The sequence below is a fragment of the Streptomyces sp. NPDC091271 genome, from assembly GCF_044757505.1.
In the GTDB taxonomy this organism is placed as follows: Bacteria; Actinomycetota; Actinomycetes; order Streptomycetales; family Streptomycetaceae; genus Streptomyces.
On sequence record NZ_JBIVVD010000004.1, the window covers coordinates 382726 to 402456 of the forward strand.

A 19731-nucleotide genomic window follows, 5' to 3' on the forward strand; every position below is an offset into this window, starting at 1 on the left:
GATTCCAGCTCCTTGATCGATGATGTGAGGCGTCAGCCGGTGGTGACCGGGAGGGCTTCAGCTGCCGGGCGGACGACGCCGACGGGGCGGACGGTCATGGCGGCCAGGGCGATCAGCACGGCCACGGCGGCACAACAGGCCCAGACGACGCGGTAGGCGTTCTCCGTGGGCACGTCGGTGCCCTGCAGGGTGACCGCGGTGAGGACGGCGGCGAACACGGCGCCGGCGACGCTGCCACCCAAGGTCTTGGCGGTGTTGTGCAGGCCCGTGGCGATTCCGGTGCGGTCGGCGGGGCTGGCGTCCATGATCAGGGCGGGCATCGCACTGATGCACAGCCCGGTGGCGAAGCCGATCATGCCGTTGGCGACGACGAACTGCCAGGGTTCGCCGTGCGCGAGGACGAGCGCCGCGTATCCGGCGGTCATCAGCCCGCCGCCGGTGGCGAGCACGATACGGGGACCGACCCGACGGATCAGGCGCCCGGCGGCGGTGGCTGCGGCGAAGGCCATCAAGCCGTTCGGCAGCATGAGCCAGGCGATGCCGAGGGTGTCGTACCCGAACCCGTACCCGAGCTGGGAAGGCGGACTGGCCACGAAGACGGCAGCGGCGGTCTGCGCGCCGAACGTCGCGGTGCCGAGCATGAAAGCCGCGACGTAGACGGGGAGCAGCTCGCGGCGCACGGTCAGGCGCAGGTCCACGATGGGTTCGGCCACGCGCAGTTCGACACGGACCCACGCCGCCGCGGCGGCCAGGGCGACGGCGAACAGCCCGAGGGTGCGGGCGTCGAGCCAGCCCAGCCGCGGCCCTTCGGCGATACCGAGCAGCAACGCGGCAAGTCCGCAGCTGAGCAGGGCCGCCCCGGCCCAGTCCACCCTTCCGGCCGCGCGGGTCACCGACTCGGGTACGAGGAAGAACACCACCCCCACGCAGAGGAGGGCGGCCACCGCCGGGATCCAGAGGATGCCCCGCATACCGGATATCGCCTCGCCCAGGACGCCCGACAGCACCAGCCCGGCGCTGGCCCCGAGGGTGAGCGACCCGACCAGAAACGCGACCGCGCCCCTTGCACGCTCCGGGCTGAGGCGGTCGCGGACCAGGCCGATCTCCAGCGGCAACAGCGCGGCCAGCGCACCTTGAAGCACACGGCCGAACAGGAGTACCGCATAGGTGGGTGCCCAGGCGACGAGCACCGAGCCGGCAGCCAGCGTCACGACGGCGACACGCAGCAGCCTGCGGTGCCCGTACATGTCGCCGAGACGCGCGAACAGTGGCACGCACACGGCTGAGGAGAGCAACTGGGCGCTGCTGACCCAGTTCAGGTTTCCCGCGCTGACATGCAGCTCCGTCCCGATACGTGGGAGCAGGGCCGGCATCATGCCCTGCACGAGGCCGCTGACGAGCTCGACGAACACAAGGAAGCCGACGACGGCGAGGCTTCTCGGTACGGGGGAGGGAGGGCCGGGCTGAGTCATGTGGCTCCATAGGAATGAGGACCAGAGGTTTCGCAGCTCTGGACGCACGCTAAATTCGCCATGAGCGGCCACACCGGATCGCCGCGATTTTTCATGGAGCAAGATCAAATGCTGGATTCTCCCACCGCGGAGGGCGGTCGTGCGTGACGCGGCTCCGCTCTCCCCGCTCGACGAGTTGGACCTTGCTCTGGTCAACGCGCTCCAGATCAGTCCTCGCGCCCCCTGGACCGAGATCGCCGGCGCTCTCGGCGTCGACGCGGCCACGGCTGCCCGGCGCTGGGAGCGTCTGCGAGCCGGCGGCTATGCCTGGGTGACGGCCTATCCCTACGACGAATTCGGCAGCGGCGCGCTGATCGAGGTGGACTGCGCACCTGGCCAGGGCCGCGCCGTCGCCGAAGCGCTGGCTCAGGAGCCCATGGCGGCCACGGTCGAACTCACCGCGGGCGGGCGCGACCTGCTCGTCACCGCGATCGCCAGGGACTACACGTCGCTGACCAGCTTCGTCCTCGACCGCGTAGGTGTCCTGCCCGGGATCACCTCGACCCGCGTGCACCTCGTCACGGGAGGTGCCTACGCCGAAGGCAGCGCGTGGCGGCTGCCCAGCCTGACCCCCGCGCAGAAGAAGGCCCTCACCGGCTCTCGACGCTCGACCCGTGACCAGGGAGGCACTCCCTCCGGAAACCACCGGGCGCTGATGCTCGCCCTGGGGGAGGACGGCCGCGCATCGCTGACAGACCTTGCCGCCTGTCTCGACGTGAGCGTCAACACGGCTTCGCGCAGGCTGAAGCGGTTGGTCGACTCCGGCAGCCTCGTCCTGCGTTGCGACCTCGCCCCGCAGCTGTCCGGCTCACCCGTCTGCGTGACGTTCTTCGCCTCGGTGGCATCCGAGCACCTGAACTCGACAGCCCGCGCCATCGCCCGCTTTCCGGAGATCCGCCTGTGCGTCGGCGTAGCAGGCCCGCATAACCTGCTGGCCACCGCCTGGGTCGCGTCACTCGTGGACGTACACCTGCTGGAGGTACGCCTCGCGAGTGCCCTGCCGCACCTGCGGATCGCCGACCGCTCCGTCTGCCTGCGCAGGACCAAGCACGTGGGGCGGCTGCTGAACGAACAGGGAAGAGCCAGAGGCTTCGTTCCGGTCGACATCTGGGCGGACTCGGCTGAAGCGCGTTGAGGCCCGGGCCTTCAATCGGCAGGGCACGTCTCTCTTCGTCCCTCCGACTCCACTTCGGTACACGAAGTAGCGCGGCGTTCCCCGGTCCTGTAGACATAGATAACTAGGTAAGTTACAAGTGGGCCCGCTGCGGGCAGGGGACGGCCTCGTGCCGCCCCCGTCACCGCCCCGCACCCCAGAAGGGACAACGGACATGGACCCCGCCGACTTCACAGCCGTCAGGGAAGCGGTTCGCCGCCTCGTGCGCGAGGACGTCGTGCCGCGCGAGGACGAGATCGAGGAGACCGACGCGATCCCGCAGGACATCCGGCGCAAGGCCGTCGACATGGGCCTGTTCGGATACACCCTTCCCGAGGAGCATGGCGGCCTCGGGCTGAACCTCACCGAGGACGTGCAGCTCGCCTTCGAGTTCGGGTACACGACACCGGCTTTCAGGTCGATGTTCGGTACGAACAACGGCATCGCCGGCAAGGTCCTCGTCAGCGCCGGCACCCGGGACCAGCGCGACCACTGGCTTCCGAAGCTCGCCGCCGGTGCGGTCGCCTCGTTCGCGCTCACCGAGGCGGAGGCGGGATCGGACCCGTCCGGCCTGACCACCCGCGCGGTCCGTGACGGCGACGACTACGTCATCTCCGGCGCCAAGCGCTTCATCACGAACGCGCCGCTCGCCGACCTGTTCGTCGTCTTCGCCCGCACGGGCGAGGAATCGTACGGCACCAAGGGTATCTCCGTCTTCCTCGTCGAGGCGGACCGTCCCGGAGTCTCGATCGGCCCCAAGGACCACAAGACGGGCCAGGCCGGCGCCTGGACGGCCGAGGTCTTCCTCGACGGCGTACGGGTCGGCAAGGACGCACTCATCGGCGCGGAGGAGGGCGCCGGCTTCGGTGAGGCGATGAAGTCGCTCGTCCGTGGCCGGGTCCACATCGCGGCCATGTGCGTGGGCATGGCCGAGCGGATTCTGGAGGAGTCCGTGGCGTACGCCGCCGCCGGCAAGCAGGGCGGCCGTCCCCTCGGCGACTTCCAGCTCGTGCAGGCGATGCTGGCCGAGATCCAGACCGGCGCCTACACCGGGCGGGCCGCGGTCCTGGAGGCTGCGCGCCGGTACGACTCGGGCGAGGACCGCAGGATCGGGCCCTCCGCGGTCAAGCTCTACTGCTCCGAGATGGTCTCCCGTGCCGCCGATCTGGGCGTACAGATCCACGGTGGCATGGGCTACATGCGCGGCACCGTGGTCGAACGATGCTTCCGCGACGCCCGGCTGTTCCGTATCTACGAGGGCACCAGCGAGATCCAGAAGCTGATCATCGGGCGCGCTCTGCTGAAGGGGGCCAAGTAACCATGGCCATGACTGGAATAGCCCTCGTCCGCCACGGTGGCCGCTCATGAACGCGGCACCCGCCACCGGGTACGCCGAGGGCCTGGCCGCCGGCGAACTCCGCTTCCAGCACTGCGCGGCCTGCGACCGGGCGGTGTTCTACCCGCGTGTCCTGTGCCCCCACTGCGGAGCCGACGACGCTCTCTCCTGGCGCACGAGTTCGGGGCGGGGAGTCGTCTACGCGTCGACGGTGCTGCACAAGCGCGGAACCGACCCGTACAACGTCGCGCTCGTCGACCTCGACGAGGGATTTCGCATGATGAGCCGGATCGAGGGAGTACCCCCCGAGGACGTGGCCATCGGCTCACCCGTACGGCTCGACGTCGTCACCGGTGAGGACGGCGAGGCCCTCGCGGTCTTCCGCCCGCTGGAGGTGCGGTCATGAGCGCGGATCTTCGTGGGAAGGCCGCAGTCGTCGGCGTCGCGGAGTCCGACCTCGGACAAGTGGCTCCGGGACTGACCCACTTCGACCTCATGGGACAGGCGACCGCCCGCGCGATCGAGGACGCGGGCCTGAAGAAGTCCGACATCGACGGCTTCTTCTGTGCGTCGTCGTACCTGCCGTTCCCTACCCTGGACGTCGCCGAGTACCTCGGGATCCGTCCCGTCTACGCCGACTCCACCAATGTCGGGGGCAGTTCCTTCGTGGCGCACCTGCTGCACGCCGCGATGGCGATCGAGGCCGGCCTGTGCACCACCGCACTCATCGCCTACGGCTCCACACAGCGTTCCGACGGCGGGCGCCTCGTCTCGCCGACGAAACTCCTGCCCTGGGAGGAGGCCTACAGGCCGCGGTACCCCGTGTCGATGTACGCACTGGCCGCGTCCCGCCACATGTACGAGTACGGGACCACACGCGAACAACTCGCCGAGATCGCCGTGGCCGCCCGCGACTGGGCGCAGCTCAACCCGATGGCGTTCACCTACGGACGCGGCCGGCTCACCGTCGAGGACGTCCTGTCCTCACAGATGATCAGCTATCCGCTGACGTCCAAGGACTGCTGCCTCGTCACGGACGGCGGCGGAGCCGTGATCATGACCAGCGCGGAGCGTGCGCGTGATCTCAAGGCCGCGCCCGCGTACTTCCTCGGTGGGGGCGAGGCCACCTGGCATCGCTCCATGTCCCAGATGCCCGATCTCACGACGACCGCGGCGGTGGACTCGGGGCGGCGGGCGTACGGGATGGCCGGACTCAAGCCGTCCGACGTCGACGTGGTGCAGCTGTACGACGCCTTCACCATCAACACGCTTCTCTTTCTGGAGGACCTCGGGTTCTGCGAGAAGGGCGAAGGCGGGTCCTTCGTATCCGGGGGACGCATAGCGCCCGGTGGTGAACTCCCCGTCAACACCAACGGGGGTGGTCTGTCCTACTGCCATCCCGGCATGTACGGCATCTTCCTCATCATCGAAGCGGTCAGGCAGCTACGAGGGGAGGGCGGGGCGCGACAGCAGCCGCACGCCCGCGTCGCGCTCGTCAACGGGAACGGCGGGGTCCTCTCCAGCCAGGCCACCGCTCTTCTCGGCACCGCGGAGGCCCTTGGGTGACCGGCACGGCCCCCTAGGGGGAGGCGCTGATCCACGCCCCGGAGCACGTCTTCGTCAGCACGGCTCCCGTTCTCCCGCGCGTGGTCAGGCCTCTCCCCGGGCCGCCGGCGGGATGCGGGCGCCGAGGTAGTCGGTGACGGCGTCCGACACGTCGTGGATGAACGTGTCCCAGTCACGTCGGGTGTGTTCGGAGAACGTGACGCGGGGGCGGGACCTGAGCACGAGCATCGAGAAGACGATCTCCGTCGCGAACTCCAGATGCGTTCGCCACGCCTGATCCGTCCCGGTGAGGGGTTCCAGGACGGAGCGGAACTCCTGGCTGAGCCGGTTCATCGCCTTGGCGCCCGCACTCTTCTCGGCCTCGCGCTCCGCGTCCTGGCGGTCCAGGCGCAGCAGGGCCGGGCCGTGCCGCCGGAAGACGTGGGCGATGGCCTCCACAGCGGCGACCACCGCGACGTCGAGGGTCTCGGCCCCTGCGGTCCGGGCTCGTTCGAAAGCCGCGTCCTGATCCTTGCCCACCGTGGCGATGAGGCGTTTCCGGGTGTAGTCGAGCAGCGCTTCGCGGTTGGGGAAGCGAAGGTAGAACGCCCCGCGGCTGACACCGGAGCGGCGCTCGACGCTCCCGACGGTGACGGCGTCCCAGCCGCCTTCGACGAGCAGCTCCACACTCACCTCGTAGATGCGTTCCAGCTTGTCGCGGCTCCGGTCCTGCTGTGGTGCGCGGAGTGCGTCAGCCATGTGATGGCTCCTCAGGGGTGCGTCGACGGTGCGGCGTGCGGGGCGGGTGAACGTCTCGGTGCCGACTCGGCGGTGGTCGTGGATACATCTTGACAGACCAAACTAGACCGGTCCAGTCTTGTTTTCCCCGACCGTGGAGGAGACACGTGGTCACCGTCGATGTGCACGCACATCACCTGCCTGCCGTGCTGGGTGAACGCTTCACCGAGCTGTCAGGCAGGCCGTACCCGCTCAGGCACTCCGAGGACCAGTCCCGGCGCATCGCGGACCTCGACCGCGCGGGTGTGGACCAGCAGGTGCTGGGCCTCGGCGCGGTGCAGCCGTACTGGCCCGATCGTGGGGCCGCCGTCGACGGGGCGCGGTTCGCCAACGATCTGTACGCCCGCACCGTCGCCGACCACGGCGGCCGGCTCCGCGCCTTCGGCGCCGTGCCGCTGCCGCACACGGACGACGCGGTCGCCGAAGCGATCCGCTGCCTCGACGATCTGCTGTTCGCCGGGATCGGCCTGGGCTGCTCGGCCGACGGTGTCCCGCTCGACGAGCCGCGGTTCGACCCGTTCTGGGCGGAGTTGGATGCCCGTTCTGCCGTGGTCCACCTCCATCCGGGCGTCGCGAACAACCTCGGGGTGGGCGTGGCGGAGTATCCGATGCTGCTCGGCCCGGTGTTCGGGTCACCGGCCGAGGAGGCGATCGCCGTCACCAGGCTCGCGCTCGCCGGGGTCATGACGCGGTTCCCTCGCGTTCGGCTGCTGATCGGAGGCATGGGCGGGAACCTGCTCGTGGCCCGGGCGAAACTCGCCGAGAGCCTCGAGCGTGGGGCGCAGCACGGCGATCGCTTCGAGGCGTCCGAGGTGCTGTCGGCCTTGGACAGCCTGTGGTTCGACACCTCGTCGATCGACCCCGTGCTGACGCTGGCCGCCCGGCGGGCCGACGCGATCGACCGGCTCGTGTTCGGGTCGGACAGCCCGTGGGGCACCGCCACGCGGGTCACAGACGAACTCCGGAGCCGCCTGTCCCCGCCCGAGGCGGACGCGGTGCTCGCTCGGGGAGCGGACCTCCTGGAAGGGAAGGCGCACTGATGTACATCGGTTGTTTTCTCGGTCCCACCGGCCGCGGCCCGGCGGACGACCTGCCGCTGATCGACTTCTGTTACGACATGGCGCTCGCCGCCGACAAGGCCGGCTTCGCCCTGGTCAACGTCGGTGAGCAGCACTTCACCGGTTACGAGCCCTACAGCTCGCCGTTCATGATGGGCGCGCAGGTGGCCCGGCACCTCGAACGAGCGTGGTTCGGCACCACCGTGGTGAATCTCGCCTACCACAACCCGATCGCGCTGGCCGAGCAGGCCAACCTCATCGATCTGCTCACCCGGGGCAAGTGCTTCATCGGCCTCTCCACCGGCCATCTCCCCTTCATCGCGTCGCAGTGGGGAGTCCCCGCCTCCTACAGCAAGGACGTGGCGCTGCAACGCATCGACGTAGCCCTGCGGGCATGGGCCAAGGAGCCCGGAGACAAGCCGCTGGCGTGGCGGACGGACCTCGAGGAGGGCGTCCTCGCGCTACGGATCATGCCGGTCGGGTACCGCAAGGAACACCCGGTCATCGGGTTCGCCACCAATACCGACGCCACCATCTCGCACGCGGGCACGCAGGGATGGCCGGTCGCACTGGGGCGCTACAACCTGGCCGAGGCCGCCCGCAAGACGGCGGTCTACCGGGCCGCGCTCGACGCCGCAGGGCACCCGGACGACGTGCACACGCAATGCCTCGCCCTGTCCAGCGTGACGAAGGCGATCGTCATCGCCGACACGGATGAGGAGGCGTGGGAGATCGCGGAGCGGCAGCTGCGGGGCTTCATGAACTTCACCTACTCCGTCGCCACCCGGCGCACGCTGGAGGACACCCGCTCCATGAAGGAACTGTGGGACGACACCGTCGACGGGCCCGTCGACATCGCCAACAGCACCTTCACCGCGCCCGAGTGGATACAGGCGTCGGCCATCGTCGGCAGCCCGGAGACCGTGGCCCGCCAGCTGCTGGAGTACGCCGACGCGGGCATCGAGGGCATCAACGCCCGTTTCGTGTACGGCGATTTCGACGCGGCCGAGGCCTGGCGCGGCTTCAACCTCTTCGCCGAGAAGGTCATGCCGTTGGTCGACGCCCGGCAGATCCCGGGGCCGGCGCCCGAGCGGATCCGTCCCGAGCACCTCGGCACCGGCGCCGGGCACTCAGGGCTGGCGGAGCTGTTCCAGTGAGTTTCCCGCTACGGGCGGCGGCGCGACGGCGCCCCGCCGACACACCACCTGCGGGCGTTCGGCGCCCACACGCAGCCGCACGCCCGGCCAGCTGATCGGAGCGCCATGTACTTCTCCCTGTTCCTCGGCCCCGGCGTGCGCGGCCCGCACGAGGACCGGCGGGCCATCACCCTCGGTATCGAGCAGGCGATCGCGGCCGACGCGGCAGGCTTCACCGCCGTCTACGTCGGCGAACAGCACTTCAACAACTACGAACCCTATGCCGACGGCCTGACCATGGCCGCCTTCCTGGCGGGCCGCCTGCGCCGGGCCTACCTGGGGACCAGCGTCATCCCCCTGGTACTGCACCACCCGTTGTTCGTGGCGGAACGGGCCAACCTGCTGGACCAGCTCACCGGCGGCCGTTTCATCCTCGGTATGTCGAGCGGGCGGCCCCGGGAGGGCAAGGCATGGCACAAGCACGACCTGGCGCCGGCGCAGCGCGCCAGGCTGTTCGACCAGAAGCTGGAGGTGATGCTGAGAGCGTGGGCGCACCGGGCGTCGGACGGGCCGCTGGAGTTCGCCACCGACGACGAGCACGGCGTCATGGAGGGCCGCATGATGCCGGCCTCGTACCGTCGGCCGCACCCCCTGTACGCCATCGGTACGAACACTCCGGCGAAGATCGCCGAGGCGGGACGGCGGGGGCAGAAGGTCCACCTCGGGCCGTTCGATCCCGTCGGCGCCGCCCGCCTCGCCACGCTCTACCGTACGAGCATGCAGGAGGCCGGACACCCGGCCGCCCTGATCGAGGAGAACCTGGGCTGGCTCGTCCACACCAAGCTCGTCCTCGTCGGCGAGACCGACGACGAAGCGTGGAAGGTGGCGGAGCACCTGCTCACCGGCCCCATGGTCATCGCGCCGTGGGTCCGTCGCGATCCCGGTCAGGACGGCTGGCCGCTGCGGAAGATCTACGAGGCGGACCCCGGCGAGTTCGCCCCCGCGATGGGGGCACCGGAGAGCCAGGGGGCCTATCTGCGGCGCACGATGGTCATCGGCAGCCCGGAGACGGTCGCCGCCGAGCTGGCCGCTTACCGGGACGCCGGGCTGCCGCACGTACACCTGCGCTTCATCTTCGGCCCCCTCGACGATCCCGACGTCTTCCGCCGCTCGTTCCGCCTGTTCACCGACGAGGCCATGCCGCGGGTGGGCGTCGACACCATGACCGCGCCCGGTGAGGGGCAGGGGTGAAGCGTGTGCATCGTCGGCGGCCCTACTGAGCGGGCTGCGGGAACATCTCCGTCAGGAGGCCCCGCAACCAGACGTGTTCCAGATCGTGCGTGTAGACCGGGTGCCACCAGAACGCCTCCGTCAGCGGGACGGCGTCGAAGGGACACTCGAGCGTGCGCAGGTCGGGACGGTCCGCGATGCGCCGGGCGACACGCTCCTGCAGCAGGGCCGCCCGGTTGGTGCCGGCGACGAGGAACGGTACGCCGAGGAAGCTGTCGGCGAAGACCATCACGGTGGGTTCGACTCCGAGCAACCGCAGTTGGCGGGCGGCCGGGGTGCTTCCGCCCGGCCCTCCGAACGCGTCCACCCACGGGAGCGTAACGAGGTCGTGCATGGTCAGCTCGTCGCCGACCTGGGCGTTGTCCGCGGAGACGACGCACACCCAGCGGTCCTGATAGAGGTCCAGGTGCGGCAGGTCGGGGAGGTAACCGTGGGGCATCAGCAGGCCGTCCACGCTGCGCAGGCCCTCCGCTCCCCGTTCGGCGAACTCCGGTGTGATGTGGCGCAGACGCACCCTCATGCGCGGTCCTTCGCGTTCGATGGCCGAGCACACGGCCGACGCTGCTTCGGCGAGCCCGTAGTCCGTGGTGAGCAGGGTGAAGAGTCGCTGTGAGGTGGCGGGGTCGAAGGAAGCCTGGCTCGTGAAGATCCGCTCGGCGCCGTTCAGCGTGTCCCCTGTCATCGCGGCGAGGCGTTCGGCCAGCGGCGTGAGCACGTACTGATTGCCGACCCGGTGCAGCAGTTCGTCGTTGAAGTGCCGTCGCAACCGGGCCAGTGACGCCGACAGGGTCGGCTGGCTCAGCGCCAGGCGCTGAGCGGCACGGCTCACCCCGCGCTCTTTGAGCAGAGCGTCCAGAGCGACAAGGAGGTTGAGATCGATGCTCCGCAGATCCATGAGAGCTCCACCGGATATAGACCAAGGCGATAGCGGCAATCGGAAATTCGGTATTCCCGATGACGTGACGTCGCGGGAAGGTACCACCAACGGGCCGTCGAGAGCCCGGACTTCACCCCATTCCTGGTCATAGGAGAGCCGCCGTGACCGCTTCACCCGTCATACGCAAGCCAGGGCCGCCGGGGGACACACCACGCCTGGGCGCACGCTTCGTCCTCTCCTTCGGGTTCGGCTACTTCGGGCTGTGGCTGGGCTTTCTGACGCCCGTCATGCTGATACTTCAGATCCGGGCGGAGGAGATCGCTCCGGACAGCAAGAGCGGCACCCTCTCCCTGGTGCTCGGAGTCGGCGCGGTCTTCGGTCTCCTCGCCAACCCGGTGGCCGGCCGGCTGTCGGACCGCTGTACGTGGCGCCTGGGCATGCGGCGCCCCATCCTGCTGGCCGGTGCCCTCCTCGGTTTCGCCGGCCTCCTCCTCGTCGCCGTGGCGGGCGGCGTCCCGATGCTGCTGATCGGCTGGTCGCTGGCGCAGATCGGGTGCAACGCCGTCCTGGCTGCCTTGATGGCGTTGATGCCCGACCATGTGCCTCAGGGGGCCCGGGGCCGGGTGTCGGGGCTGCTCGGTGTCGCCCAGGCGCTGGCCGCCACAGCGGGTGCCACCGTCGGCGGGGCGCTCAGCGAGGTGTCGACCGCCGCTGCCGTTCTCGTGCCCGGCTCCGTGATGGTCGTGGCCGTGACCGTGATGTGCCTGACGCTGAGGGACCGGGTCCTGCCAGCTGCTGAACGGACGCCGCTGAACTGGGGCGACCTGATGCGCAGCTTCACCTTCAGCCCTCGTCGTCATCCCGACTTCGCCTGGGCCTGGCTCAGCCGATTCGCGATCTTCATGGCGATCTCGGCGGTCCTGAACTACCAGCTCTTCTACCTCACCGATCAACTCGGTCTGGTCGAGGGGCATGCCACCAGGATCATCCCGCTGGGAGTGATGGTGCAGACAGTGGTGGTCGTGGCGGGAAGCGCGGTGTTCGGTCCGCTGTCCGACCGCACAGGCCGCCGCAAGGTCTTCGTGATCGCCGCCGCGGGGGTCGCCGCCGCGGGACTGCTCGTACTCGCCCTGGCCACCGCACTCCCGGTCTACTTCGCCGGCATGGTGCTCATCGGCCTCGGCCAGGGCATCTATTTCGCCGTCGACATGGCCCTGGTCACCGACGTCCTCCCGGACCGCGAGCGGGATGCCGCGAAGGACCTCGGGGTGATCAACGTGGCCAACCTCCTGCCCCAGTCGCTCGCCCCGGCCATGGCTCCCGTCTTCCTCACCATCGGCTTCGGGACCCTGTCGAGCGAGCCCGGGAGCAACTACCTGATGCTCTTCGCCGTCGGAGCCCTCTTCGCCGTTCTCAGCGCCGTGTGCATCGCACCCATCCGCGGCGTCCGCTGACCCGAGTCACCCACCCGAGGAAACACCGTGCACATCTCTGTCTTCATGGGCCCGATGGCCTACTCGCCCGAGCAGGACCGCCCTTTGATCGACCTGTGCGTAGAACAGTCGATCCGCTGCGCCGACCAGGGCTTCGCCATGGTCACCTTCGGTGAGCAGCACTTCAACGGCTACGAGCCCTACAGCAACCCCCTGCTGATGGCCGCACGCCTCGCCCCGCACCTGGGGGAGACGTACTTCGGCACCACCATCGTTCCACTGGTCCTCCACCACCCGCTGCGACTGGCGGAGGACTCCAACCTCGTCGACCTGCTGCTGCGCGGCCGGTTCCTGCTGGGGATGTCCGCCGGCCGGGTCGGGTTCTCGCCCGACTTCGAGAACTTCGGACTGGACCCCAGGCGTCGCGACGAGATCTTCGCGAGCAAGCTGGACCTGCTGCGGCGTGCGCAGCGGCAGTGCGCCGGCAGACCCCCGATCGTCATGGACACCGACTGGGACCATGGTTCGCTGACCGGACGCATCATGCCCGTCTCCTACCGGCGCGACGGGGCGCAGCTCGCCATCGGCACCAACACCCCCGCCAAGGTGCTGGACGCCGCCCGGCGCGGCTTCCCCGTGTTCCTCGGCCCCTGCCCTCCCTCGGAGGCCGCCGAACTCCTGGCCCAACACCGCGCGGAACTGGAGAGGAGCGGCCACGACGCCGCCGTCATCGACGACGTCACCCGCAAGTCGCTGGTCACCCGGCACATCTTCGTCGGATCCAGTGAGGACGAAGCCTGGGACATGGCCGAAGCGATGGCCGGCCGCGTCCCGATGCTCGACCGCAAGGCCGACCCGCGCCCTCTGCGTGAACTGGCGTCGGTACCTCCCGAGGCGTGGGAGCGGGACCCTTTCCCCGCCCACACCCGGTGGGTGGCGTCCTGGATCCTGGCCGGCACACCGGAACAGGTGACCGACCGGATTCGCGCCTACGACCGGCTCGGCGTCCGCCACCTCAACGTCCGCTTCCTGGTGGGCCCGTACCAGCCCGAACTGGCCAACCGTTCCTTCGACCTGTTCGCCAAGCACGTCCTGCCTGACATCGACAACGAACTCTTCCCGCCGCTCCGCCCCGCGCAGATCGCGGCGGAACACCAGCTGGCCGACCCCACCCTCTGAGGAGACCGCGTGCGCATCGACGTCCACGCCCATTACTGGCCCGCCTCCTACCTCGACCTCCTGGTCTCCCTCGGCCGGACCGATCTGGTGTCCGCCGGCCGGCAGAGCGACGACTTCACCACTCGCCTCGCCGAAATGGACGAGGCGGAGGTCGACCTGCAGATCCTGTCGGCGGTCGGCCTGAACACCGAGGTCGCCGACCCGGAGGGAGCGACCGCGGCGGCCCGTCACATCAACGACGTCTACGCCGAGGTCATCGACAAACACCCCGGCCGGTTCAACGCCTTCGGCTCGGTCCCGCTCCACCATGTCGACCGGGCCGTCGCCGAGACCGACCGCATCTTCGACGAGCTCGGCTTCGCCGGTGTGGCCCTGCCCTGCATCGTCGGCGGACGCCCCTTGGACCACCGCGACCACGAGCCCTTCTGGACCCACCTCGCGGAACGCGACGCCGTCGTCTACGTCCACCCCGTCGGCTCCGACTCCGTCTGTCACCCCGGGCTCGACGCCTTCGGGCTCCAGTTCGCCCTCGGCAGCCCCACACAGGTCGCCCTGGCGCCCCTGCGCATCGCGCTGTCCGGACTCTCCACCCGGCACCCCGGTCTCCGCTTCGTCTTCGCCCTGTGCGGCGGCACTTTGCCCTACCTGTGGCACCGCTACGAACGCAACCTGCGGCGTGGCATCGAAATGAGTGCCACAGCCGCCGTCGGCGGCGGCTTCTTCGACTGGATCAAGAAGCTGCCGCTCGACCCCGACGACCCGATGGGCCTGCTGCGGAATTTCTGGTACGACACCTCGGTCCAGGACATCCCCGAGGCCCTGCGCCTGACCAGGAACACGGTCGGTGCCGACCGCATGCTGCTCGGCAGCGACGCGATCTTCGCCTCGCTCACCGAGTCCGTCCGGATGATCAAGGAGTCACCCGACCTCACCGCAGCCGAGAAGGAAGCCGTCCTGGACCACAACGCCGCCCGCATGCTGGCTCTCACCTCCTCCCAGGACGTGTGATCCACATGCTCATCGTCGGAATCGGCGGAACCACCCGCCCCCATTCCTCCAGCGAACTGGCCATCGTCACCACGCTGCGTGCCGCCGCCGCACACGGCGCGGACACGAGGCACTTCGACGGCTCGTTCCTCGCCTCCCTGCCCCACTACCGGCCCGAGCAGCCGGCACGCACCGAGGCCCAGCTCGGTTTCGTGGACATGGTCCGCCGGGCCGACGGCATCATCATCGGCACGCCCGGTTACCACGGCGGAATCTCGGCCCTCGTCAAGAACGCCCTCGATCTCCTCGAAGACCTGCGGGACGACCCCCGCCCCTACTTCCAGGGCCGTCCTGTCGGATGCGTCGTCACGGCGGCCGGCTGGCAGGCATGCGGAACCACTCTCACCTCGCTGCGCTCCGTCGTCCACGCCATGCGCGGTTGGCCCACCCCGCTCGGCGTCACCCTCAACACCGGCGGCACCCCGCTCTTCACCCCGGACGGCGACTGCACCGACCGGGCGACCGCCGCCCGCCTCACCGAACTGGCGAACGAGGTCGCCGACTTCAGCGAGCTGATAGGCCTGCGGCGCCGCGTACCGGCCGGGTAGCCCTCATACGAACGCAAGGGCCCCTGACCGCACTGCCGGAAGGCCTCCGTCTCGACTGCCTTCCGGCGGCGTGGTCCGTTCGACCGGTGCGCCTCGAACCGGCACCGCACCCGTTTCACACCCTCACCTCGTCGGCCACGCGCCCCACGATGCACCCCACGGGACACCGGTCGGCCCTCAGCCGCTGCGTTCCGCCGCGGCTCCGACGAGGGCGCGCAGCCACTGGTGGCCGGCGTCGGCCGTGTGGGTCGGGTGCCACCACATCGCGAGATTCAGCGAGGCCAGCGGTACGGGGCAGGGGAGCACCCGGAAATTCTCGGCCAGGTCGAGCCCCGCGGTCAGGCGGCGCTGGATGAGCGTGATGCGGTTCGTCCCCGCGATCAGCGCCGGGAGAGTGCTGTAGCTCTCCGTGACGAGTTGGACGTCCGGCTCGATCCCGTGCATGCGCAGCTCGCGGATCGCGGTGGTGAAGGCCGTGGGGCGATGGAAGACGGACACCCACGGAAGCGCACCCAGGTCGTGCCGGGTCAGTTCGTCGCCCACGACCTGATTGTCGGTGGAGACCAGGCATGCCCACTCGTCCTGGAGAAGGTCCTCGTAGGGGAGCGAAGTCAGGAAACCGTGCGGCAGCAGGAAGGCGTCGATCCGGCCGAGGGCCTCCGAGGCCGAGTCGACCGCCTCGGCGGTCACCTGCCGAAGGTGGAGCCGCACCCGGGGAGCCTGAGCGGCGAGCAGGTGTGACAGCGGACCGCCGAGTACCGCGATGGAGTAGTCGGACAGCATCAGCGTGAAAGCGCGCTCGGACGTGGCTGCGTCGAAGTCGGGCTGAAGCGAGAAGACATGGTCCGCGGAGCCGACAGCGCGCGCGGCACGCTCCAGCAGCCGAGCAGCCAGCGGAGTCCGCTCGTAACCGTTGCCGGACCGGACGAGGAGGTCGTCGGCGAAGTGCCGACGGAGCTTGGCGAGCGCGGCGCTCGCGGCGGGCTGGCTCACCCGCAGACGTTCGGCCGCCCGCGTCACACTGCGCTCCTCCAGCAGCGCCTGGAGAGCCCGAAGGAGGTTGTAGTCGACTTCGCGCGGCATGCCGCCCCCATATCCGAGTTGGTTATATCGACTATAAGCAGCATCATCTTCCCTGATATTTCGTCGACCGCCACAGTGGACTGGACGCAAGAGGGCATCGGCCACGCGTGCCGGCCGCGCGCCGGCCGAGGTGGAGTGCCGCTCTCCGAGGCGCCGACGACGACAGGAGCAGACCGCGATGTCCGGACGACTCAGCTCGGCCTCAGCAACCGGAAGCGGGGGATGAGGTGGCCCGGTTGGTGGAAGTCATGTGTGTGCCGCACGACCCGACGATCCCCGCCGCGTTGCGGTCGGGAGCCGAACTTCCGGTCGCGGCGGCCGAGACACGCGACGCCTTCGCGCATCTGCGGGGCCGACTGGACGCGGCTCGGCCCGACGTCATCGTCATGGTGGCCGGAGACCACCTGAACCAGTGGTTCATGCACCAGATGCCCCAGTTCCTGATCGGCAAGGCGCCGCGGGCACAGGGGCCGTTCGCGCACGAGCGGGAACTGTTCGGACTGGAGCCGTACGACACCCGGGTCGACGGGGCGCTCGCCCGGCACCTCCTCGACCGGGGGCTGGACGGGCACTTCGACCTCGCGTACTCCGACGAGTTCACACTCGATCACGGCTTCGTCGTCCCGCTCGGTCTGCTCCGCCCCGAACAGGACGTGCCTGTGGTGCCGGTGTTCACCAACGTCATGGCCCCGCCGGTGGCGCCCGGCAGCCGCTTCTTCCAGCTCGGGCAGGCCGTGCGTGAGCTCATCGAGTCGTTCGACGAGGACAGCAGGGTCGCCGTGGTCACCAGCGGACACATGTCGAACGCCATCGGAGGGCCTCGGATGACGGACTTCGTGCGTGAGCCCCTCACGCCGTGGGACACGGCCACATGGGAGACCCTGCACACCGGCGACATCGCGGAACTCGTCGCCGGTGCCACCTTCGAACGGCTGAGCAAGGAGGGCAACGGTACGCCGGGATTCCTGGACTACGTCTTCTCGCTCGGCCTCGTCGGCGACGCCCGTGCCACCTGGTCCCGGCTGATCTCCGGACCCACCCAGCCTCCCGCCGGATTCCTGCGCTGGAGCGAGAGCGACCTCATGGCGAAGGCGGGCTGATGTCCCGGTACGAGACCGACAAAGTGCTCTGGGACGTCTACCGCGACCCCGACGCCGCCGCGGCGTTCACGGCCGACCCTGCGGGCTTTCTCGCGGGCCGCGACCTTCTCGACGGCGAACGCGACGCGCTCGTCGCCAGGGATGTCCGGTCTCTCACCGTCGGCGGCGCGCACCCCTTCCTCGTCTACAACTTCGCTCTGCGCCTGGCGGGTGGTTTCAGCATGCCTTTCGTCTTGGACTACGTGGCGAAACTTCGAGGACTCACCACCGGGGACTACACCACCTGACCACCTCCGGGACGAAGGAGACACCCTTGAACCACCCGTACCCGCAGCCTCACCCCAGGACCGGTCTTCTGCCCGGCACGTTCGGAATCGGTACCTTCACCGATTCCGCCCTGGCCTTCCCCGCTCTCGTGCACCCCGACGGCTCGGTCATCGACATCTCCGCCAGATTCGCGGACACCCACGCGGTGTTCGACGACTGGGAGCGAGCCTTCGGTGAGCTGACGCGACTCGCCTCCGGGGAGGAGCCCACCCACCGGATCGAGGACATCCGGGCCCTGCCGCCGCTGGCCCGGCCCAACCTGCTGTGTGCCGGAGCCAATTACAAACAGCACGTAGCCGAGATGCTCACCAAGAACGCCTTCAACCAGCACAACCGGCTCCCGGGTGAGAGCGACGAGGACTTCTACCGGCGCAACTACGCGATGATGGAGAAGCGGGCGGACGACGGCACACCCTTCCTCTGGACCGGTCTCCATTCCTCGCTGGCGGGAGCGGACGACGACATCGTGCTGCCCGGCGTCGGCGTACAGCACGACTGGGAGCTGGAGATCGGCGTCGTCCTCTCCGGGGGCGCGCGCAACGCGACGCCCTCCGCAGCCGCCGGCCTGATCGCCGGCTACCTGATGGTCAACGACCTCGGCACGGTCGACCTGTTCCGTCGCACCGACATCCCGTGGGGCTACGACTGGATCGCCAAGCACCAGCCGGGCTTCAAGCCCGCCGGCCCGTTCATCGTCCCCGCGCCGTTCGTCGACGTCGACCAGGTCCGCATCCGGCTGCGGCTCAACGGCGAGGTGATGCAGAACTGGCCCGCCAACGACATGGTCTTCGACTTCCCCCGGCTGGTCGCGTACGCCAGCGAGCGCGTGCGGCTGATGCCGGGAGACATCCTCATCGCCGGCTCCCCGCCCGGGAACGGTATGCACCACGGCCGATTTCTGACCGACGGCGACATCATCGACAGCGAGATCACCGGGCTGGGCCGCCAGCGCAACCGCTGCCGGAACGAGCACGCCGACCGCGAGCCCGTCTACGGCGCATGGAAGAACGAGGTCCGCGCATGAACGTCCGCCCTGCGGTCGACGACATCCTCATCATCGGCGGCGGGATCGCCGGACTCGCCGCGGCCGTCGCCCTGCGTGCCGCCGGCGCCGCGGTCGACGTCGTCGAACGCGATGACCGGCCCGAAGGGGCATCCATCGGCCTCACCGGCCGCGCCGTCGACGCGCTGGACGAACTCGGACTGCTTGAGGACTGCGCGGCCCGCGGCAACGTTCTGCACGGCACCGTCTTCGACCGCATGTACGACGCCGAGGGCACCCCGCTGCCCGTCCCGCCCATGCCCCCGCCGCCGGGCGGGACCGGCAGACCCGGCGCGGTCGTCATCCACCGCGCGGAACTCGCCGACATCCTGCGCACCCACGCGCTGCGGGCGGGAGCCCGGCTGCGTACCCGGACGACCGTCACCGCGCTGGAACGGCACCCGGCCCATGTGAACGTCACCTTCACCGACGGCTCCGAGGGCGTGTACGGGTTGGTGGTGGGTGCCGACGGCGTCGGATCCTGGACCCGAGGACAGATCCATGAGGATCTCGAACCCCAGTACACGGGTCACATGAGTCTGCGATGGCTGGTACCCGACGTGAGTGACAGCCGCCCCGGCTTCTACCACGGCCCCCAGGGCACGGTGATCTTCGGTCTTCTGCCGCCACGGACCGTCTACGTCTCCACCGGTTGCGACCACCCCCGCACCCACGTCGGGGACGAGGAGGCGCGTGCGCTGCTGCGCGGCCGACTGGCGCAGTACAAGGCTCCCTTCGTCCGTGAGATCGCCGAACGGCTCACGGACGACGCGATCGTGCTGGCCCGCCCCTACGAGTGGATCCTCGTGCCGCAGCCCTGGCACCGCGGGCGGGTGACCTTGATCGGCGACGCCGCCCACGCCACGACGGCCCACCTGTCGTCCGGCGGCGGCATGGCTCTGGAGGACGCCGCCGTTCTCGGCCAGGAGATCGCGCGCGCCGCCACCGTTGCCGAAGCGCTGGACCGGTTCGCGGCCCGGCGTGCCGACCGCGTCCGCAACGTGGTGGAGACCAGCGTGGAACTCATGCGTATGGAACGCGAACACGCGGGGCCACGCGCCATGGGCAAGGTCCGGGGGGAGGCTTTGGGGGCGCTGTCAGCGCCCTACTGACATGCTCCCCGGCACTGCGCCGAGGAAGGTGTCCGTTCAGCTTTCGGTTTCGGTTTTGTCGCCACCCCAGAGGGTGTGGAAGGTGCCTCTGCGGTCGGTGCGGTGGCAGGTGTAGCTCCCGGATGAAGACGAGCGGGACGAGCCGGACAGGGGCCC

General features: G+C 69.6%; 19 protein-coding genes. 15 read left to right on the forward strand and 4 right to left on the reverse strand.

Annotated features, from left to right (window positions below; all coding sequences use genetic code 11):
• Window positions 1–32: 32 nt before the first annotated feature.
• The gene (locus tag ACIQM3_RS18310; RefSeq protein WP_401625107.1) at window positions 33–1472 is read right to left on the reverse strand and encodes an MFS transporter; all 1440 of its coding nucleotides are present in this window, start codon (window positions 1470–1472) and stop codon (window positions 33–35) included.
• A 139-nt stretch (window positions 1473–1611) separates the two neighbouring features.
• Here ACIQM3_RS18310 and ACIQM3_RS18315 point away from each other — a divergent pair, with 139 nt between their 5' ends.
• From ACIQM3_RS18315 to ACIQM3_RS18330, 4 genes are all read left to right on the forward strand, one after another.
• A complete protein-coding gene (locus tag ACIQM3_RS18315) occupies window positions 1612–2646 on the forward strand; it encodes an Lrp/AsnC family transcriptional regulator (RefSeq protein ID WP_401625109.1) in 1035 nt (344 codons plus the stop codon).
• A 193-nt stretch (window positions 2647–2839) separates the two neighbouring features.
• Window positions 2840–3982, forward strand: a complete 1143-nt coding sequence (locus ACIQM3_RS18320) for an acyl-CoA dehydrogenase family protein (protein WP_401625112.1) — start codon at window positions 2840–2842, stop codon at window positions 3980–3982.
• A gap of 46 nt (window positions 3983–4028) precedes the next feature.
• A complete protein-coding gene (locus ACIQM3_RS18325; protein ID WP_401625115.1) occupies window positions 4029–4406 on the forward strand; it encodes a Zn-ribbon domain-containing OB-fold protein in 378 nt (125 codons plus the stop codon).
• Complete coding sequence (locus ACIQM3_RS18330; protein ID WP_401625118.1) at window positions 4403–5566, forward strand: thiolase; 1164 nt, start codon at window positions 4403–4405, stop codon at window positions 5564–5566. The genes ACIQM3_RS18325 and ACIQM3_RS18330 overlap by 4 nt, the downstream gene beginning before the upstream one ends.
• Before the next feature lie 84 nt (window positions 5567–5650).
• On the opposite strand, the gene ACIQM3_RS18335 is transcribed toward ACIQM3_RS18330, so the two are convergent.
• The gene (locus tag ACIQM3_RS18335) at window positions 5651–6304 is read right to left on the reverse strand and encodes a helix-turn-helix domain-containing protein (RefSeq protein WP_401625121.1); all 654 of its coding nucleotides are present in this window, start codon (window positions 6302–6304) and stop codon (window positions 5651–5653) included.
• A gap of 146 nt (window positions 6305–6450) precedes the next feature.
• Here ACIQM3_RS18335 and ACIQM3_RS18340 point away from each other — a divergent pair, with 146 nt between their 5' ends.
• The 3 genes from ACIQM3_RS18340 (at window position 6451) to ACIQM3_RS18350 (ending at window position 9788) form a co-directional block, all read left to right on the forward strand.
• Window positions 6451–7383 (forward strand): amidohydrolase family protein, encoded by a 933-nt coding sequence (locus ACIQM3_RS18340; RefSeq protein WP_401625124.1) that lies wholly within the window; start codon window positions 6451–6453, stop codon window positions 7381–7383.
• The gene (locus ACIQM3_RS18345; RefSeq protein WP_401625127.1) at window positions 7383–8558 is read left to right on the forward strand and encodes an LLM class flavin-dependent oxidoreductase; all 1176 of its coding nucleotides are present in this window, start codon (window positions 7383–7385) and stop codon (window positions 8556–8558) included. The genes ACIQM3_RS18340 and ACIQM3_RS18345 overlap by 1 nt, the downstream gene beginning before the upstream one ends.
• 105 nt (window positions 8559–8663) lie before the next feature.
• The gene (locus tag ACIQM3_RS18350; RefSeq protein WP_401625130.1) at window positions 8664–9788 is read left to right on the forward strand and encodes an LLM class flavin-dependent oxidoreductase; all 1125 of its coding nucleotides are present in this window, start codon (window positions 8664–8666) and stop codon (window positions 9786–9788) included.
• A 22-nt stretch (window positions 9789–9810) separates the two neighbouring features.
• Here ACIQM3_RS18350 and ACIQM3_RS18355 read toward each other — a convergent pair whose 3' ends face one another.
• The gene (locus ACIQM3_RS18355) at window positions 9811–10722 is read right to left on the reverse strand and encodes a LysR family transcriptional regulator (protein WP_401625133.1); all 912 of its coding nucleotides are present in this window, start codon (window positions 10720–10722) and stop codon (window positions 9811–9813) included.
• A gap of 143 nt (window positions 10723–10865) precedes the next feature.
• Here ACIQM3_RS18355 and ACIQM3_RS18360 point away from each other — a divergent pair, with 143 nt between their 5' ends.
• The 4 genes from ACIQM3_RS18360 to ACIQM3_RS18375 are packed head-to-tail and all read left to right on the forward strand — an operon-like array spanning window position 10866 to window position 14911.
• Window positions 10866–12158, forward strand: coding sequence for an MFS transporter (locus tag ACIQM3_RS18360; protein WP_401625136.1), 1293 nt, complete (start codon window positions 10866–10868; stop codon window positions 12156–12158).
• A 27-nt stretch (window positions 12159–12185) separates the two neighbouring features.
• Window positions 12186–13316 (forward strand): LLM class flavin-dependent oxidoreductase, encoded by a 1131-nt coding sequence (locus tag ACIQM3_RS18365; RefSeq protein WP_401625139.1) that lies wholly within the window; start codon window positions 12186–12188, stop codon window positions 13314–13316.
• Window positions 13317–13325: 9 nt separating this feature from the next.
• Window positions 13326–14324: an amidohydrolase family protein gene (locus ACIQM3_RS18370; RefSeq protein ID WP_401625142.1), complete on the forward strand. Its 999-nt coding sequence runs from the start codon at window positions 13326–13328 to the stop codon at window positions 14322–14324.
• Window positions 14325–14329: 5 nt separating this feature from the next.
• Window positions 14330–14911: an NADPH-dependent FMN reductase gene (locus ACIQM3_RS18375; RefSeq protein ID WP_401625145.1), complete on the forward strand. Its 582-nt coding sequence runs from the start codon at window positions 14330–14332 to the stop codon at window positions 14909–14911.
• A gap of 177 nt (window positions 14912–15088) precedes the next feature.
• Here ACIQM3_RS18375 and ACIQM3_RS18380 read toward each other — a convergent pair whose 3' ends face one another.
• Window positions 15089–15994 carry a LysR family transcriptional regulator gene (locus tag ACIQM3_RS18380; protein ID WP_401625148.1) on the reverse strand — a complete coding sequence of 302 codons (906 nt, stop codon included), beginning with the start codon at window positions 15992–15994 and terminating at the stop codon, window positions 15089–15091.
• Window positions 15995–16233: 239 nt separating this feature from the next.
• Between ACIQM3_RS18380 and ACIQM3_RS18385 the strand changes: the two genes are divergently transcribed.
• From ACIQM3_RS18385 to ACIQM3_RS18400, 4 genes are read left to right on the forward strand one after another with little or no spacing between them, the layout of a single operon-like run.
• Window positions 16234–17094 carry an extradiol ring-cleavage dioxygenase gene (locus ACIQM3_RS18385; protein ID WP_401626445.1) on the forward strand — a complete coding sequence of 287 codons (861 nt, stop codon included), beginning with the start codon at window positions 16234–16236 and terminating at the stop codon, window positions 17092–17094.
• Complete coding sequence (locus ACIQM3_RS18390; RefSeq protein ID WP_401625151.1) at window positions 17094–17381, forward strand: hypothetical protein; 288 nt, start codon at window positions 17094–17096, stop codon at window positions 17379–17381. Before ACIQM3_RS18385 ends, ACIQM3_RS18390 begins: the two co-directional genes overlap by 1 nt.
• 26 nt (window positions 17382–17407) lie before the next feature.
• Window positions 17408–18445 (forward strand): fumarylacetoacetate hydrolase family protein, encoded by a 1038-nt coding sequence (locus tag ACIQM3_RS18395; protein WP_401625154.1) that lies wholly within the window; start codon window positions 17408–17410, stop codon window positions 18443–18445.
• The gene (locus ACIQM3_RS18400; protein ID WP_401625156.1) at window positions 18442–19575 is read left to right on the forward strand and encodes an FAD-dependent oxidoreductase; all 1134 of its coding nucleotides are present in this window, start codon (window positions 18442–18444) and stop codon (window positions 19573–19575) included. Before ACIQM3_RS18395 ends, ACIQM3_RS18400 begins: the two co-directional genes overlap by 4 nt.
• Window positions 19576–19731: the final 156 nt, after the last annotated feature.